The organism is Candidatus Nitrosopumilus sp. bin_6a (genome assembly GCF_054095695.1).
In genome coordinates, this window is record NZ_JBSWSR010000002.1 from 71349 (window position 1) to 87719 (window position 16371).

At 32.7% G+C, this 16371-nt stretch carries 20 protein-coding genes; 6 read left to right on the forward strand and 14 right to left on the reverse strand.

Translation table 11 applies throughout. From position 1 onward, the window contains the following. Positions 1 to 13 precede the first annotated feature (13 nt). From ACW9XA_RS02965 to ACW9XA_RS02975, 3 genes are all read right to left on the reverse strand, one after another. Positions 14 to 808: a hypothetical protein gene (locus tag ACW9XA_RS02965; RefSeq protein WP_457762928.1), complete on the reverse strand. Its 795-nt coding sequence runs from the start codon at positions 806 to 808 to the stop codon at positions 14 to 16. Further along, positions 805 to 1584, reverse strand: coding sequence for a sulfurtransferase (locus tag ACW9XA_RS02970; RefSeq protein WP_457762929.1), 780 nt, complete (start codon positions 1582 to 1584; stop codon positions 805 to 807). Before ACW9XA_RS02970 ends, ACW9XA_RS02965 begins: the two co-directional genes overlap by 4 nt. A gap of 67 nt (positions 1585 to 1651) precedes the next feature. Further along, positions 1652 to 3214, reverse strand: coding sequence for an ammonium transporter (locus ACW9XA_RS02975; RefSeq protein WP_457762930.1), 1563 nt, complete (start codon positions 3212 to 3214; stop codon positions 1652 to 1654). A 127-nt stretch (positions 3215 to 3341) separates the two neighbouring features. On the opposite strand from ACW9XA_RS02975, the gene ACW9XA_RS02980 reads away from it, so the two are divergent. The 4 genes from ACW9XA_RS02980 to ACW9XA_RS02995 are packed head-to-tail and all read left to right on the forward strand — an operon-like array spanning position 3342 to position 6023. Continuing rightward, the gene (locus ACW9XA_RS02980; RefSeq protein WP_457762931.1) at positions 3342 to 4022 is read left to right on the forward strand and encodes a hypothetical protein; all 681 of its coding nucleotides are present in this window, start codon (positions 3342 to 3344) and stop codon (positions 4020 to 4022) included. Positions 4023 to 4064: 42 nt separating this feature from the next. Further along, positions 4065 to 5096, forward strand: a complete 1032-nt coding sequence (locus ACW9XA_RS02985) for a V0D/AC39 family V-type ATPase subunit (RefSeq protein WP_457762932.1) — start codon at positions 4065 to 4067, stop codon at positions 5094 to 5096. An 8-nt stretch (positions 5097 to 5104) separates the two neighbouring features. Further along, complete coding sequence (locus tag ACW9XA_RS02990) at positions 5105 to 5341, forward strand: hypothetical protein (protein ID WP_457762933.1); 237 nt, start codon at positions 5105 to 5107, stop codon at positions 5339 to 5341. 34 nt (positions 5342 to 5375) lie between these two features. Continuing rightward, positions 5376 to 6023 (forward strand): hypothetical protein, encoded by a 648-nt coding sequence (locus ACW9XA_RS02995; protein ID WP_457762934.1) that lies wholly within the window; start codon positions 5376 to 5378, stop codon positions 6021 to 6023. A gap of 247 nt (positions 6024 to 6270) precedes the next feature. On the opposite strand, the gene ACW9XA_RS03000 is transcribed toward ACW9XA_RS02995, so the two are convergent. Continuing rightward, the gene (locus ACW9XA_RS03000; RefSeq protein ID WP_457762935.1) at positions 6271 to 6825 is read right to left on the reverse strand and encodes a hypothetical protein; all 555 of its coding nucleotides are present in this window, start codon (positions 6823 to 6825) and stop codon (positions 6271 to 6273) included. Positions 6826 to 6895: 70 nt separating this feature from the next. On the opposite strand from ACW9XA_RS03000, the gene ACW9XA_RS03005 reads away from it, so the two are divergent. Then, positions 6896 to 7249 (forward strand): hypothetical protein, encoded by a 354-nt coding sequence (locus tag ACW9XA_RS03005; protein WP_300323904.1) that lies wholly within the window; start codon positions 6896 to 6898, stop codon positions 7247 to 7249. Here ACW9XA_RS03005 and pyrH read toward each other — a convergent pair whose 3' ends face one another. From pyrH to tmk, 3 genes are read right to left on the reverse strand one after another with little or no spacing between them, the layout of a single operon-like run. After that, on the reverse strand, positions 7250 to 7933 hold the full coding sequence (gene pyrH / locus ACW9XA_RS03010; protein WP_366523024.1) for a UMP kinase: 684 nt from the start codon (positions 7931 to 7933) through the stop codon (positions 7250 to 7252). It abuts the gene before it with no gap. Next, positions 7930 to 9165, reverse strand: a complete 1236-nt coding sequence (locus ACW9XA_RS03015; protein ID WP_457762936.1) for an HD domain-containing protein — start codon at positions 9163 to 9165, stop codon at positions 7930 to 7932. Before ACW9XA_RS03015 ends, pyrH begins: the two co-directional genes overlap by 4 nt. Beyond that, positions 9162 to 9764 (reverse strand): dTMP kinase, encoded by a 603-nt coding sequence (gene tmk / locus ACW9XA_RS03020; protein WP_457762937.1) that lies wholly within the window; start codon positions 9762 to 9764, stop codon positions 9162 to 9164. The genes ACW9XA_RS03015 and tmk overlap by 4 nt, the downstream gene beginning before the upstream one ends. 77 nt (positions 9765 to 9841) lie before the next feature. Between tmk and hsp14 the strand changes: the two genes are divergently transcribed. Then, entirely contained in the window at positions 9842 to 10222 is a 381-nt protein-coding gene (gene hsp14, locus ACW9XA_RS03025) for an archaeal heat shock protein Hsp14 (protein ID WP_300323895.1), read from the forward strand. 1 nt (position 10223) lies between these two features. On the opposite strand, the gene ACW9XA_RS03030 is transcribed toward hsp14, so the two are convergent. The 7 genes from ACW9XA_RS03030 to ACW9XA_RS03060 form a co-directional block, all read right to left on the reverse strand. After that, positions 10224 to 11768, reverse strand: a complete 1545-nt coding sequence (locus ACW9XA_RS03030) for an ABC1 kinase family protein (RefSeq protein ID WP_457762938.1) — start codon at positions 11766 to 11768, stop codon at positions 10224 to 10226. Between the two features lie 5 nt (positions 11769 to 11773). After that, positions 11774 to 12157, reverse strand: coding sequence for a hypothetical protein (locus tag ACW9XA_RS03035; RefSeq protein ID WP_300323889.1), 384 nt, complete (start codon positions 12155 to 12157; stop codon positions 11774 to 11776). 217 nt (positions 12158 to 12374) lie between these two features. Beyond that, positions 12375 to 12560 (reverse strand): hypothetical protein, encoded by a 186-nt coding sequence (locus tag ACW9XA_RS03040; protein WP_457762939.1) that lies wholly within the window; start codon positions 12558 to 12560, stop codon positions 12375 to 12377. A gap of 192 nt (positions 12561 to 12752) precedes the next feature. Next, positions 12753 to 13085 carry a hypothetical protein gene (locus tag ACW9XA_RS03045; RefSeq protein ID WP_457762940.1) on the reverse strand — a complete coding sequence of 111 codons (333 nt, stop codon included), beginning with the start codon at positions 13083 to 13085 and terminating at the stop codon, positions 12753 to 12755. A gap of 44 nt (positions 13086 to 13129) precedes the next feature. Then, positions 13130 to 14434 carry a COG1361 S-layer family protein gene (locus tag ACW9XA_RS03050; protein WP_457762941.1) on the reverse strand — a complete coding sequence of 435 codons (1305 nt, stop codon included), beginning with the start codon at positions 14432 to 14434 and terminating at the stop codon, positions 13130 to 13132. Further along, on the reverse strand, positions 14431 to 15102 hold the full coding sequence (locus ACW9XA_RS03055) for an ABC transporter ATP-binding protein (protein ID WP_457763084.1): 672 nt from the start codon (positions 15100 to 15102) through the stop codon (positions 14431 to 14433). The genes ACW9XA_RS03050 and ACW9XA_RS03055 overlap by 4 nt, the downstream gene beginning before the upstream one ends. Positions 15103 to 15130: 28 nt before the next feature. Then, the gene (locus ACW9XA_RS03060) at positions 15131 to 16318 is read right to left on the reverse strand and encodes an ABC transporter permease (protein ID WP_300323881.1); all 1188 of its coding nucleotides are present in this window, start codon (positions 16316 to 16318) and stop codon (positions 15131 to 15133) included. Positions 16319 to 16371 lie beyond the last annotated feature (53 nt).

Here is a 16371-nt window from a genome sequence, read left to right on the forward strand (position 1 = left end):
GTAAATAAATGATCTATTTCTTTTCATAGAGATTTACTGTGACTTTGGTAGTCCATGGTTTTAGTTCATCAGGAAATATCACTAGTAAGCCACCATCTTTTTTGATGTTGCTACATGTGCCACTGTAACTTTGTTTGTTTTGTCCAAAACAACCAGGTTCTACATAATAATCAAATTTAGAATTTCCAAAGTTTTCACGTTGAACATATGAAGAAACAAAGTATACATCAAAACCCAAGTCTTTGTTATCAGTTTTAACACTATAATCATAGGATGTAATATTTTTTGATGTACAAATAGGGAAAAACTGTGCAAATCCATTTTTGATTTTTAATTGTTGATCTAAATTATCATAATTTCTGTTCTCTACATTTGGATAAACTGAAACACTAGGATCTGTGCTTAGTTGTTGCCCTTGAACATATTCTATCTCATGTCTAACTGTATCTACAGCTTTTCTATACAGCATTGGTTGCCATTCTTCTTCACAATTACTAAATTCGTGTTTTAATTCAACATATGATTTTCCATTTATTTCATGAAGTTGATTTATGTTGTATTCTTTAGATTCTGCATCAAAAACATGGTTGACATTACTAATTTTATCTGATTTGTGCCAAGAATTTGTTACATCAAAAATAATGTTCTTTGAATCACTTTCCCATTCTGATAACAAGTGAACATATACAGAATACTTGTTTGTCACCTCCTGAGTCTCTGTTGAAAAAATCATATGACCAAAAAATGCATTGATAAAAATTGTAGAAAATGCAATAATTGGAATAATTACATATAGAATTTTTTTCATTTCTTTTCTACTGGTAGTTCTAATTTATTTCCCCATTCTCCCCAAGAGCCAAGATAAACTCTAACATTTTTGAAACCCAATTTTTTCAAAACTAAAAAGGAGTTGGCGGCCCTATATGCGCCTTGACAATATGTCACAATTTCAGAATCTTTAGGGAAATCATACATTTTAGATAATTCTTCATCATTTTTGAAAGTCCCATCTTCTGAGATGTTTTGACTCCAATCAATATTGATAGCATTTGGAATATGACCGGATTGAGCGGCTCTAACTACACTTCCATCATATTCTCCGGGGGAACGGGCATCAAGAATTTTCACATTTTCAAGATTGTTTTCAACATACTCAAATCCTGAAATAACATCAGGATTGATTTTTCCTGAAAATACTGATGGTTTGAAGCCATTTGGTTTTGTTTCAAGGGATAAATTTTCTTTTTTCCATTTTGTAATTCCTCCATCAAGCATTGAAACATTTTGATGTGAGAAATACATCAACATCCAAACACCTCTGGCTGCTAGCATTCCAGAAACTGAATCATAAAATACGATTTTTTTCTCAGGTGTTACTCCAAGAAATGAAAGTAAATTTTGAGTTTGTTTATTAAAATTTTCAATTCCTTCTGATGTAGTATCAATCCAATGAAATGCAAAAAGATCAAGATGTACTGCTCCTGAAATATGACCTTCAGAATATTCTTTGAATGAACGAGTATCAGCAATAATGAGATTAGGATCATTTAGAATTGAATCGAGTTCTTTGGTAGTGATTAACACGATTTAGATAAAATGATCAAATGTAAATTTATTTGGATCAAAATAAAAAGAAGAAAAAAGGATTTTCTTATTCGTTAACGTATGCTCTTTCACCATGCTGTGCCAAATCGAGACCAATCTCCTCTTCTTTAGGAGTGACTCTGATTCCGCCAGGCCATACGGCATCCATTACCTTAAGGATTACAATTGTTACACCAAAGGCATAGCCTATTGATATAGCAGCACCAATGATGCTGATTGCTTGCTGTTCCATTCCTTCTGCAGTACCAGTCCATGCTCCGATACCGTCTCCAGTATCCCAAACGTGTGGGCTAGCTAATGTACCAGTCAAAATTGCACCTGTAAGACCACCCATTCCGTGTACTCCCCATACATCTAATGCGTCGTCCCATTTGCGTGCACTCTTGAATGCTATTGCTGCATAACAAATTGTACCAGCTGCAATACCGATTATAATCGCAGCCATTGGACCTACCCAACCTGAAGCTGGTGTGATTGCGACCAATCCTGCTACTGCTCCTGATGCAGCTCCTACAACACTTGGTTTTCCTGTATGTGCCCAAGACATGAGCACCCAAGTGATTGCAGCCATACCAGTTGCTGTATTTGTAACAGTCCATGCGCTGACGGTAATGCCGTCTACCATAACTTCACTTCCTGCATTGAAACCAAACCATCCAAACCAGAGTATTCCTGCTCCGAGGACTACCATTGGGATGTTATGTGGTTCCATTGGCACTTTACCGTATCCAAGACGTCTGCCAAGGACTAAGGCTCCAGCCAATGCTGCAAATCCTGAAGTAATGTGTACTACAGTACCACCTGCAAAGTCTAATGCATAAGATGGCGATAAGTCTGGATCAAGATCTATTGATCCTCCTCCTATGTAACCTCCTCCCCATACCCAGTGTGCTACTGGATCATAAACGAAGGTTGCCCATAAGAGTACGAATATGATTAATGCGCTGAATTTGATTCTGTCAATCAAGCCACCAATAATTAGAACTGGTGTAATGATTGCGAAGGTTGCTTGGAACATAGCAAAGAGTTGGTGAGGTACTGTACCTGGCCATCCTTGACTACACATATCGCCTTCCTTAAATTCATTCATCTGGTAAGCTGCAGACCATGTATCGTGACAAGGACCAACTTCACCTAAAGGTGCCCAAGCTGATACCATGTTAAATCCAACATAATCCAGGTTACCCATGAACAAATTTGCATCAGAATCTATTCCGCCAAATGCTAGTGAGTATCCCCATAGAACCCATTGTACTGACATCAGACCCATTACAATCAAGGTCATACCAAGTACGTTGACGATGTTCTTTGATCTGGCTAATCCGCCATAAAAGAAACCGACTCCGGGAGACATGAAGAGTACCAATGATGTTGCAGTTAGCATCCATGCTGTATCACCTGTGTCTATAAGACAAGGTAGCATGCCGCCTTCGCCATCATCATACCAACATTCGTTAGGATTGCCAGTGTAAATTCCACTGGTTCCTTTAACATATCCGTCCATACCATCTTCAACACTTTGTGCATATGCCTGAGACATTGCACCAGTTGCTGTGATAGATACTGCGGCTACAAGTAATAGAGCATACTTGTAGTTCCTAGAATTCATTAAATTAATCGAAATTGAAAATTATTTAAGCATTGAAGACTCTAAAGCATACAAAAAAGTAAATTCTTATATTTTACTATATCCTGATATCAACATAAAATATGAATATTGTGATAAAGGTGTCTAAATGAAAGTCAAATCAGATACCAAATTAGCAATTTTTGATACATTCAAAACAAAAGGGAATGATCTAACAGGAGAAGCAAATAGACAGAGAGCAATAATCGCCATACTTGGAAGTAATGCAAATCCTACAGAAAGAACAAGAACAGGCATATCTCAAAGAATTGCAAAAAAACATGACATTGCCTGGAAGAATATCTATTCTGGAATATTTCGAGATCTGGATGAAATCCTACTTCCCTTGAATATTGCTGAAGAGGATGGGAGATTGCCTTTGAAACGAGGTCCAAAAGCACTTCAGGAGAAAGGGATCCCATATTATCATCTGACCAAAGAGGGAATTTTAGTGGCATTATCAATATCAGAAGTGAAAAACAAAGAGAATCTATTGAAAGAATTTTTTTCATTAGCTGATGCTAGTGAAAAAGAGTTTGAAGGAATTCTTTCTAGTCTGATTATATCAAGTCCAAACTTTACTAATTCAATTTTTCAGAAATATGTAAAGGCATATTGTGAAAATGAAATTACCAAATTATTGCCATTTGAACTTTCAAAACTAAGTCAAATTTCAGATGAATCATTGGTTATCCAAAGAGAGATTTTGGAGGCATTTTTGAAATTTTCTAAACAGGATAAAGATGAGGCACTCAAATTCATAAATAAAATTATTCCAGAAAGGCAGTAGATCGCCAAACATTAAAATCCGTTGCTCATTAGGATTTTTCTTATGGGAAAGAATGTTTACGCATCCGTAAAATCATACAGCCAAAGGGGAAAATTACTCAAAAAGGATGATTTTCAGACTTTGGCAGAATCAAGAGATCTTGAGGAATTAATGACTAGAGTCAAAAATACAATTTATGGTGATGCGATTTCAGATGTTCAAAAACCATATACTTCACAAGGAATTGAATCCGCTTTGAGAGGCCATTTAGCAGATGTTCATTATTCAATTGCAAAGACAGCAGGAGATTCACCAATTTTAGATGCGTATTATATGAAATTCATTATTTCAAATTTGAAACAAATTCTCAAAGGAAAGGTTTTAGGAAAATCCCAAGAGGAAATTGAAACTCATATTAATCTTCATGCAGAGGAATTAATCAAACAGAGAGACATAATCATTAAAGCATTAGTTGCAAAGGATTTAGAAGAAACAGTTGCAAGTCTAAATTCTGTTCAATTCGGTGACGAAATATCAAAGGCATCTTCATTGTATAATGAAACAAAAAATATTCAAATTTTTGATACATATTTTGATAAAATTTTGTATCAACAATTAGGACGTGCGTTGAAGAATACTAGAGATAGAGAAGTAATAAAATTAGTTGGAATGGATGTTGATTTTTATAATTTACTGAGTGTGATAAGAGGAAAGTTTTGGGGATTAGATGATGCACAAATTGAAGACTTGATTGTTGCACAAACACCAACAATTCCAAAAGAATTACTTTCTAGAATGATGTCTGCAGCAACAGTCAGAGATGCATTTAGTGAATTAACAAATACAAAATACAAAAATTTGATTCCAGATACTGAAAATGAATTAGATGCTGTTGCTCAATTTGAAAGATCTTTTGAAATGATGCTTTACAATTCATCAGCAAGATCATTTACGAAAATGTTTAGTTTTGCAACAATCATAGGAATTACAAAATTGACTGGCTTTGAAGTAAGAAATTTGGCAGCAATTGCTTATGCAGTTGAGCAAAAAATTTCCACAGAAATTACAATGTCAAAATTGATTTTGGAAGAATAGTTTTCAAAATGATTAGATTTCCAAAGAAAAAACAAGATATTTCTACAGAAACAGTCATCAACACTATCTGGGTAAGTGCATTTTTGGCAATGATTTTTTCATTGCCCCCATTAGGAATATTTTTAGGGATTTATTTTGGTACTGGGAATCTAATTGTAGGTGCAGTTTTGGGATTTTCAGTGCATTTTGTGACTCTGGCATTTTCAGCAAGAATTTCAAAATTTTTGACTTTGATATTGAGCTAAAGTATAAGTGATCATACAAAAAAGATAATTCATCATGATGGGAGATAGAGATTTTCGAAGTATTGTTGAAAATGCATTAGATTCCATTGGAAAAGAATTAGAAATTGATATTGATGCAGCAGATATTCAGACTATACATCTGCATGAGGTTGTCAAGTGTCTAAGACGTTCATACTATGATAGAATTGATCCTCAAGAGGTTCAAAGAAGGGGATTTAATGAGCTTCTATCAGGATTACTGAGAAAGTTACAGTATGGAAGTGAGCCAAAAGAATTTGCCATAGATGATATCAAACTGAAAGGTCAAGTTGACATGTTAATTGATGATTCAATTTTCTTGTTCAGAGGAGCTACAAATGAGTTAGAAAATCCTCAATCAAATGATGTTCTTTATCTTAATGCATGTATGTGGATTTATGATAAACCAGATGGAATTATTGTTTACATCACTGGAGATCGAAAAGAGACAACATTTTCAATCTCACGAAATAAAAAAATGTTTGAAGAGGTGATTAGAAGAGTCAGGGTTCTAAATGATCTTCTCAAAGAACAAAAGACGCCCATCTTAGAACCTTCTACCGAATGCTCTGAATGTCAATATTATGAAAGATGTTTCATGAAGAAGAAAAATACTAAACAATTAGATCTTGCAGAAATGCTAGGATTTGGCAAGAAAGATTAGAAAAATCAGAAAAATGTTGTAAAGGAAAAATTCCTTTGTTTAATCTAGTGGTTCTGGATGTCCTTTACCACGAAGAGCGAAACACACTACTGCAAGTGCAATTGCGACTCCTGCTGCTGCGCCATATGCGGCCATACCTGCTTCTGCCATTTGATAAAAAACAATGAAACGGGCTTTTATAACTTTGCCAATATTTTTTCTCTAAAAACATATTATCATAATTTTAAAATATTATGATACATTAAGATTATTTTGTAAATTCAAAATGAAGTTCGTTTTCTTGACCGCTAGTCATTGAACTGAGATTGTAAAATACATCACCTGAAACTCTCCAGGTATTGGTATCGTCTTCAAATGCTTCCCATAAATCAGCAGTATTTCCAGAATTTTTGATTGTCTGAGAATCTCTTAGAATTATTGAATTTTCTCCAAGCAGAGTATAATAATTTGAACCAAACTCAACCATTCCTTGAGGCCTGCTACCAATCTGACCACCAGTGATCTGCTCAGTTTCTGAATAACCTGTTTCAAATAATTGATAATCCATAGTTTGTACAATCATTGCTCTAGGATTTGGATTAGAGAGTTTGAATGCTAAGTCAATGGTAACTGATCGCTCAGATATTTTTGATATTGAGATATCTTCTAATTCAATCTGAAGAGGTTTTACTTGAGGCATATTTTGAATTTCAGTATTTCCTTCCTGTGAAGATATCATGATTGTAGGACCTGATAAAAGAATCCCACCTAAAATTAAAGCTAATCCAGCAACTGCAGCACCAACAAAAATTTTAGGATTCATAGTGTTTGCATAACCTCTTGATATCTTAAATGTTGAGATAGTTATTATACCATTCCCGATTGAAAAAATTGTGCAATATTTTCAAGCAGTACAGCAAGGAAAACAAAGAGCAAGTAAATCACAGATGAAAATGTTCGAAGTTGCTGGATTTGGTATGCTTACTTTGACAACTAAAAAGATCGATGGTAAATTTCATCCAGTAGGAGAAGAAGAGTTTGCTGCAGTGATTAGTTCTCCAGATGGTCATGTTGCAGTGATTGTTGATAAAGATGGTTTTACAAAAGCTCAGTCCAAGGCTGTTGAGAAAGAAGAAGCCATATCAATTTACAAGAAGCTCAGAGAAACTGGAATTTTGGAATATCCTGAAAAAGAGATTCAGATATGGTCAGAAACAAGACCTACTATTCAGAACGATATAGAATAATTATTTTGAAGAGAGAATAATTTCGGTTCCCACATCGCTACCCTTTATTGCCTTTTCAATAGTTTTTGTATTAGCTTTTAAAATGCGTGTTTTAATTTTAGAACGTTCAATAATTTTTAGAGCGACAATATCCATCAGATCATAACCACCAGCCACAGAATCTTCATGGACTAACATATTTTTCAAATTTTTCATTTCGATTCGTTTGAATTTTTTGGCATTTTTGAATTTATTTGGATCCTTATCATAAACTCCATCAACATCAGTGGCATTAAGAAATTGTTCAGCTTGTACTTTTTCTGCAATCAATGCAGCAGTACCATTTGTACTTTGACCTGGATGTAGACCTCCTGTAACAACAATTAATCCATCATCTACTGCGTGTTTTACTTCTTGCAAAGTGGTTGGGGGATGTGAGTATGCCTTGTTTTTTAGTGCATAAATCAACAATTTTGCATTTAGTCTTGAAATTTCAATTCCCAATTCATCAAGTGTGGATTCATCAGCACCAGAAGATCTTGCATGAGAAATATAATGTCGTGCAATTGTACCTCCACCAGCAATAACAATAGGTTGACAAATCTTGCTGATTTTTACTAGAAATGCTGCATAGTCTTTTAGAGATTTGACATTATCCATGCCAAAAACTCTTCCTGATAATTTGATGACAATTCGTTTTTTCATTTTAGATCACCAATGATTGATTTTGCGGCAATTTCAACTTTTTTTCTGTTTTTTTGATGTGTATAGATTCTAAGTATGTTCATAAAGCCAGAAATAGCTGAAACTACAGGTATTTTAGAAATTGGCATCTCTTGTGCAGATGATTTTCCATCTTCGTTAGAAGTTAAAACTATTGATTTTGACTCATTTTTTGATGGTGCAAGTGGAATAGATGGAGTAACAGAACTATCTACAAAAATTTCATCTTCATTGATTTTAGATTTCTTGGAAAGTTCGATTCTAAGTTCATCGGTACGAGTTTTTTTCAAATTTGTCTGACTTGTAAGTATTCTCTCAAATACACATTTTAGTAATTTTCTATTTTGATAATCTTCAGCTAATTGCCTCGCTCGTTTTAGTTTAGTAGATTTTGAGGAAATTAGAGATGACAGGACAAATTCATCAGTTAGTTTCACAAATTCATTTAGGTTAAAAGATGTAAAACCAAATTCATCATCAGATAGTCTTAGTGCCTGAATGAGCATAACTTCTGCTGCACGTACAGTTTTATGAAAATATACTGCTTTGAACATTTGGTATCTGGAATGCATCATTGATTCAAAAGAGTATAATGCTGAACGCTCCAAAGCAAGTTTTTTCTTGTAAACATCAAGTGATTGTGTTATTCTTTTATGATCTACTTTTGCATGTTCAGCCCCTGTAAAATAACCATCTCTTAGTAAATAATCCATCATGTCTGCACTCAGAGCACCTGAAACAATTTCATTAAGATATTGAAATTTTGATTCTCCAAATGCGATTTTTGTGATTAATTTTTTGTCAAATCCAGTTTTTGATAAAACATCACCAATCTCAGAATTTAAAATAATTTTTTTTCCATAATCTTCATGTGAAATTTTTTTTTCTTGAATTACTTCTTCGAACAGATGAGAAAAAGGTCCATGACCAATATCATGCAACAATCCTGCAAGACGTAACATTTGAACATCATCTGAATTTAGAAATCCTTTTTCATTTAATGCAAATCCAGCTTGACTAGCAATATGCATCACTCCAAGAGAATGTTCAAATCTACTATGCTGAGCTGCAGGATAAGTCAAATGGGCACCAGAAAGCTGTTTTATTCGTCTTAATCTTTGAAAAATAGGACTGTCAATAATGGGAAGTTCGTAATCATATACACGAATAAAGTCATGTATTGGATCTATGATGTCAAGGTAATTTTTTTTCATATCCCAAGTTTCTTTGAAAATGTCTTTAGTATTTCTTCATGAATTTCAAGTTTAGATTTTGATGCATCGATAATTTTCCAATGCTTTTTCTTTGCAGTAGTACGATAGATTTGGGATATTTTCCTTGAAAATTGTTCATTTTTCTCAAATTTGTCTCTTTTCATAATTTTTCCCTTTTCATTCCTAGGTGATCTTGAAAAAGATTCTTTTTGTGTAACGTCAAGTAATACTACAAGATCAGCTTTTGGTAGACCATGATCAAGATTTTCAAGCCATTTTTGTTTTAAACCATTTGCTAAACCATATACCAAATTAGAATGATAATATCTATTCATAATCAAAACAGAATTTTTTTCTTTGGCTTCTAAAATTTCATCTAGTTTTTCCCATCTATTTGCTGCCAAAAGACAGTGAATTACTTGTGGTGGAAATTTTCGTTTTCCGTCTAAATATTTTCGAATTTCTTTGCCTATTGGAGTATCATAATCTGGAAAATGAAATAGTTTGGTTTTGATCTTTTGTTTTTTCAATGTTTTTTCCAACAGTGTTGATTGTGTTAATTTTCCTGCCTGATCTCCTCCTTCAATTACAATAATCATAAGTTAACAAAACTGGGAAATTAATTGATTAAAAATCTATCAAAGTTTATATCTAAAAATTGAGCATGTAACACAAAATGGGACTGGTAAAAGAGGTAATCAAAGAAATTGGAAACAAATCAAGAGAATTCTATGAATTTGTTTTACCTCCAATTGACATGTATCTTAATGCAGATAATCTAAAAATTGTTATTGATATTCCAGGATTTGCCAAAAAAGATATTGAATTATCTTTATGTGGAGATATTTTATCTATCAACGCCAAAAAGATTATTGATGAAAAAGAATCTGAATCTCTGATTTCAAATCAAAGACCAAACATAATTGATAAAAAAATCAGGCTCCCAATTGAAATTAAACAAGGTGAAGAGAAAATTGAATCTGCAAAATACGAAAATGGCATTCTAACACTAATTATCCCTGTAATAAAAAAAGGAAAAGATATCACTATAGAGTAATTTAGTATTTTTTAAACAATCCTGAAGTTACCATTACAATACCAGAACTAATCATTCCAATAATTCCAAGAGATTCATTTGATTGATACAAAAATACAGATCCCATAAATATTGCAGATGCAAATATGCTTCCACTTAGTAAAACCATTGGTTTTCTTTTTTTCATAAAAATTTGAGCTTCATCCATTAATTTTTGCATCTCAGGTCCTAAACGAATTGCAGAATCAATAGATTTTGAAAAATTTTCAAATGATATTTTTAATTCTTGTACATATGCTTGTGGAATAAGATTTTCTTCTTCAAGAATATTTTTTAAAACTTTAACAAATTTAAAATCAACGTCATGTGTTTTGTAAATTCCTTCAATGATTGATGCCATTCTCATATATAGCGCTAAATTTTTGGGCAACACAAATGGAAATTTGCTCATGGTTTGGTTTGCAAGTTCCATCAAACTTTGCACTTCCATTTCATCAGGTTTATTTCCATGCATTGCACGTATTGAAAGTTCAATTCCCTTTTCGATTACAGTTCTATTGTATCCAGGAGTAAGCATTGAAAGTTCATTCATGGCATTTACTACTCTTGGAGGATTTCTTTCGACTAGTGCAAGATAAAGTCGAATTAGTTTGAATCTTGTTTCATTATTTATTCTTCCCACCATTCCATAATCATATAAAATGAGTTTTCCATCATCAGTAACTGAAATGTTACCAGGGTGAGGATCAGCATGAAAAACAGAATGTTTGAGAAGCATTGTAAAAAAGATCTTGTGAACATCTATGACTAGTTGTTCTCTATCGATACCCTTCTCATCAAGAGCTTGTACGTTTGTTACCTTAATTCCTGGCAAATACTCCATTGTGAGTACATTTTTTGAAGATAAATTATCATATACAGATGGTATAACAACTTTATCTGAATTTGCCATATCATTTTTGATTGTTTTTAGGTTCTGTAATTCATTAGTGTAATCCATTTCTTCGTGTATTGTTTCAATGAATTGAGAAAGCATTGCTTTTGCAGAATAGCGTAAATTTGGATCAACAAATCTTAATGCTAGTGGAAGAACTTTTTTCAAAACACTAAGATCTTTTACTACAATTTTTTCTATCCCAGGTCTTTTTACTTTTACAACGATTTGTTGGCCAGAAACAGAGCCACGATAAACTTGTCCTAACGAAGCACCTGAGATAGAATTAGGATCAATTTCATCAAATTTTTTATCAATTGGGCCAAGTTCTTTTTCAATGATGGGTTTTACTTGATCAAATGGAACAGAAGGCACACTGTCTTGAAGTTTTGAAAGCTCTTCCAAGTATGGTTGAGGTAAAATATCCGCTCTTGAAGAAAGCCATTGTCCAAGTTTTATGTAGACAGGGCCTAGTGAGATAAAGGTAGTAAGGATCTTACGAGCATTTTTTCTAAATTGTTCTGAATCTATTTGATTTTTTTCTTGATTAATCCATTTCTTTCTATCTTTACGTAATGCAATAATAGACGGCAAAAGTTTAATGAGCACTTGGACGGTTCTAATAGTTGACATGATATTTACTCCAAATAATTTTTAATTTTTTTAGTAGCTAGATATCCTACATATCCGGAAATCATTGATGAAAGTAATCCAGAAGTAACAGTAAATTTTTTTGAATCTTTATTCATTATTTTTTTTGTAATTTCTGAACCTCCAAAGATTGCACATGCTAAACCAACCAAAACTTCAGGTGCATCATAAACCAAATGGCCTATTGGATCTTTTCTAGGATCTATTTTGTCATTATGAATTAAGAATTTATCATCATATTCTCTAATGTGTAAATTTCCATAACGGTATTGTTTTTTTGCACCATTTTTTTGTCCAAGGAATGTTTCTTCAGCATCTTCTAGCATAAATTCACGTAATTCCTTTGGAACTTCAATCTCATCTCCAGGCATGATCGCATGATCAAGTAATTGCTTATAATTCTACGGCAGCCACTAGCAACAGTGCAAAGCCAAAAACAGATCATGTTTTGATTATAAGAAAAGTATTTTGTAAACTAGTATGGTCTTACCGATTTCTGCATGTCTTTTTTAGAAAATATAATTTTTAGATAAAAATTAGAAAGAGAATTTTTGTATTCATTTATTGTCTAATAATTATAAATCAAAATTATTTTAGTTGGTTTTTTGTAAACATTATAAAACTAATTGAAAATGCAATTAGCATTACAATTCCTGGAACATATGCATAATTAAACCCGATGCCAGGATGATTTTCTTGATGATAGTAATTAATCAAAAAAGTTACAACCAACAAAACTAATCCAACAATTGTTAATTTTTGATGTATTTCCAACAACAATGACATTGTTAGTAACTATATGAATTTAGGAAGATTACTTGTTGCAATTACAGTAAAGGTGTAGTGATAAATCCTACAATACTACCCGCTAGAAATAGAAAGATGCCCTTTGCCATACCCAATAATATTCCCTTAAGATATGATATAATTATGATGTAAATTTCCCAAAAATGGAAATTAGAATTATTATGGATCAGATTCCATTTGAGACAATTTCGCAATTACTTGTTCAAGTTCTTCTTTATTTTCTTTAATTACTTGTTTTATTATTTTGATTTCTGTATTAATCTGATCAAGATGAACATCGTCAGAATTTTTTATTTGTTCTTCAAGATCTTTTAGTACTTGTTGATTATGTTGATTGATTTTTTCCAGTTCGTTCTTGTACTTTTCTAATTTTTCATATTGATTAGAAATTTCAGGAACGTCAATGTATTTTTGAGATGTTAGAAACCCTAGAGAAATTATTGTACTGCCTACAGACAAAACTACAATGAGAACAATAATGGTTAATCTCAATTTTGTTATTCCTTATTTCTCCATTTTAGATTCAAATTATATTCTTAACTTGCCTTAATTGCAGTTTTTTTACGCCTGCGAATTATGTAAATTGTGATTCCTACTATCAAAATAATTGGAATTACGATTATTGCAGGATTAGTTTCATTTTCATCATCATTTGATGGCTTGAGAACATTTATTGTTTGATCTTGAGTTAGAAATATCTCATCTCTAGTACTATCTTTGTATCTAACTGTAATTGTAATCTCATGTTCCCCATATCTTGGTTGACCGTCAAATTCGATTGGAACATTAAATGGTACAGGTGCATCAACTTCAATTTCATCAATGAATTGAGTACTTTGTTTAATATTAGAATCGCCTTTTGGTTTGATAGAGACAAAACCAAATAATCCATCTTCATTTCCTTCATTAATAATTTCTCCAACCACCATTTGTGTACCAGATAATTCGATCACTTCAACATTGAAAATTGTTAAATCAATTAGTCCTTTGATGTAAAAATCAACAATTTTTGAAATTGTTTGAAGATCTCCATGTGCATTATAATATGAAATAGATAATGGTATTCTTAATGTATCACCCTTTAGTGTTTCAGGAACGTATACGGTTGCAGTAAGATATCTTGATGATTTTGGATTAATATTTCCAATATCCCAGCTTGATTCTAAAATTACAACATTTTCAACATTAGTTGTTGATGATGAAGTAGATGCCAATTCTGTAGATGTATTTGTTGCAACAATATCTACACTAGAGATTGGTGCAGTTCCATCATTAGCAATCTCAATAACAACATTATTTGTTGTTAAAGATGTAAGAAAAGGTTCTTGTGCTTTAACATTTATCACACTATCTCCAGTGACCTTAAAATCAAAATCAGCAAATGCTGTTCTGACTCCAGATTCTCTTAATCTAGAATAATCAACTTTTACAGTTCCTGGATATTGTTGTATCTTAACATTGTTATCAATATTCACAAAAAATGTGATGTGAAAATTTTCTCCAGCCAATGAATTTGAATCACTGTCAGCACGAATAATTGATCTAGGACCATCAGATGCGGAAAAACCCATAGGTAAAGATAACTGACCTCTAATTCCCGTAATATCCTGAGTTCCAACATTTGCCAATACTACAGTAAACGGAACATTTTCATCTCCTGCTTCAACTTCAATTTTTTCATTGATTGTACCAAAGTACGCATCTAAAAATTTGACATCACCGAAATCTCTTTCAAATGGAGATTGACCAAATCCTCCAGAGGTAATTTGTGCAAAAGAATTATCAAAAACAAGTGGTAAAAGTCCAATTAAAAATAATAATAAAATAATTTTAGAACTCATTTTGTAACAATCTCCATTTCTGATGGTTGATCACCCTCAAATGCTTTACCATCTTTAATTGTAATTACTCTGTCAACATTACCAAAATGTTCTCTATCGTGTGTAACGATAATGAATGTTTGATTGAGTTTTTTTGCCATTGATTTCATTAATTCTACTATAGTTTGAGAGGTTATTGAATCAAGATTGCCAGTTGGTTCATCTGCTAATATTATAGAGGGTTTATTGATTAATCCTCTTGCAATAGCAACTCTTTGAGCTTGACCCCCAGATATTTTATTTGCACGTTTGTTGATTTGGTCTTCTAGTCCAACTGCTTTTAACAAATCTCTAGCATCTTTTTCAGCAGTGCTACTTGAACCTGCAATCTGGATTGGTAGTAATACATTTTCTAAAACTGAAAGATCAGTAAGTAAATTAGAAAATTGAAAAATAAATCCTAATTTTTTATTTCTAAATGAAGAAATTTGATCATCTCCAAGTGATGTGGTGTTTGTTCCATCAATGAAAATTTCTCCATTACTTGGAGAATCTAATAATCCAATCATGTTTAGTAACGTGGATTTACCAGAACCAGAACTTCCAACAATTAATACAAATTCTCCTTGTTTAATTGTAAATGAAACATTATCAAGAGCTTTTACTTGATTATCACCTTCTCCGTAAATTTTACTGAGATTATTTACCTCAAGTACACTAGACAGTTCTCATCGCCTCCACAGGTAACAACTTTGTAGCTCTATACGACGGATATAGTGATGCAATGATGGCTAAAGCAAATGAAGTTAAGGCAGTTTGGATGATTTTTTCCCAATTGTAACTAACTTCTAGAGGCAGACTATTGTTAAATGACATCTTTGTCTCTTTTGCATATACAGTATAACCTAAACCTGCAGCTGTTCCTACTCCAGCTCCGATTGCTCCGATTATCATACCTTGAAAAATAAAGATAATTAGAATGTCTTTTCTTTTAGCCCCGATTGCTCTCATTACACCAATTTCTTTTGTTTTTCCATTAACTAACATCATCTGAATTGTTACAATTGCAAATGCAGATGACATCATTCCAAAATATCCAATCATGTTAATCATTGCAATTCCAGATCTGAAACCAGCAAGCTGTTGTTCTGCTGATTCTTCTATTGTTTCTGCAAGAAAATCATCATTTGGAAATGAACGTAAAAAGAATTCTTTTACCTCAAATGCTTTAGAAGGATCATTTAGTTTTACCATAAATGAACCTGTGTCCCCATGTCTATTCATCATATCACGTAAAGTATCAATATGTACAACTGCAGTGTAATCAAATCCTTGACCTCCAGGAGATTTAGCAATTCCAGAAACAGTGAATCTCCTAATTTGATCTTGTCCCCATCTATCAACTACAAGAACTTTGACACTATCTCCAACTTGAGCTCCTCCAAGATCTTCTGCTACAGAGGTTCCTAAAACAATTGAATTTCTTGAAAATACATAACTTCCTTCAGAAACTGTTTCATGTACAGTTGATGCTAATATATCACGAAATGGATCAACTCCAACTATTGGAATTCTTGTTTCTTCGATTAATTTCCCGTTTTTAGTCATATTCATTTCAGCCGTCGATGAAAGCCGAGGTGTCGCCGCATCAACATATGGAATTCTTTCAAACCAGTTTACAATTGACAAATCGGATTTATCTATGAAGTCAGCTTCGTCAGTTACAAGAATATCACCATTTCTATAATCACTGATGTCTCTAACTATTGCATCAAACAATCCTTGAAAAATTACAAAGTTTACATGAATAACTAAAATTCCAATTGTTACCGCTAATACAGCCCCAATCAAACTGCCTTTTTTATTGAAGAGCATTCGTTTTGCTAGTTTTAATCGGTAATCCATAAAATAAGTCAAATAGTCTAATATTTAATGTCTATTATGTATAGTGCTAACAG

Coding starts and splice junctions, on each gene's coding strand:
- ACW9XA_RS02965 (WP_457762928.1), bottom strand. CDS start 808: ATGAAAAAAATTCTATATGTAATTATTCCAATTATTGCATTTTCTACA.
- ACW9XA_RS02975 (WP_457762930.1), bottom strand. CDS start 3,214: ATGAATTCTAGGAACTACAAGTATGCTCTATTACTTGTAGCCGCAGTA.
- ACW9XA_RS02980 (WP_457762931.1), top strand. CDS start 3,342: ATGAAAGTCAAATCAGATACCAAATTAGCAATTTTTGATACATTCAAA.
- ACW9XA_RS02985 (WP_457762932.1), top strand. CDS start 4,065: ATGGGAAAGAATGTTTACGCATCCGTAAAATCATACAGCCAAAGGGGA.
- ACW9XA_RS02990 (WP_457762933.1), top strand. CDS start 5,105: ATGATTAGATTTCCAAAGAAAAAACAAGATATTTCTACAGAAACAGTC.
- ACW9XA_RS02995 (WP_457762934.1), top strand. CDS start 5,376: ATGATGGGAGATAGAGATTTTCGAAGTATTGTTGAAAATGCATTAGAT.
- ACW9XA_RS03000 (WP_457762935.1), bottom strand. CDS start 6,825: ATGAATCCTAAAATTTTTGTTGGTGCTGCAGTTGCTGGATTAGCTTTA.
- pyrH (WP_366523024.1), bottom strand. CDS start 7,933: ATGAAAAAACGAATTGTCATCAAATTATCAGGAAGAGTTTTTGGCATG.
- ACW9XA_RS03015 (WP_457762936.1), bottom strand. CDS start 9,165: ATGAAAAAAAATTACCTTGACATCATAGATCCAATACATGACTTTATT.
- tmk (WP_457762937.1), bottom strand. CDS start 9,764: ATGATTATTGTAATTGAAGGAGGAGATCAGGCAGGAAAATTAACACAA.
- hsp14 (WP_300323895.1), top strand. CDS start 9,842: ATGGGACTGGTAAAAGAGGTAATCAAAGAAATTGGAAACAAATCAAGA.
- ACW9XA_RS03030 (WP_457762938.1), bottom strand. CDS start 11,768: ATGTCAACTATTAGAACCGTCCAAGTGCTCATTAAACTTTTGCCGTCT.
- ACW9XA_RS03035 (WP_300323889.1), bottom strand. CDS start 12,157: ATGCCTGGAGATGAGATTGAAGTTCCAAAGGAATTACGTGAATTTATG.
- ACW9XA_RS03050 (WP_457762941.1), bottom strand. CDS start 14,434: ATGAGTTCTAAAATTATTTTATTATTATTTTTAATTGGACTTTTACCA.
- ACW9XA_RS03060 (WP_300323881.1), bottom strand. CDS start 16,318: ATGGATTACCGATTAAAACTAGCAAAACGAATGCTCTTCAATAAAAAA.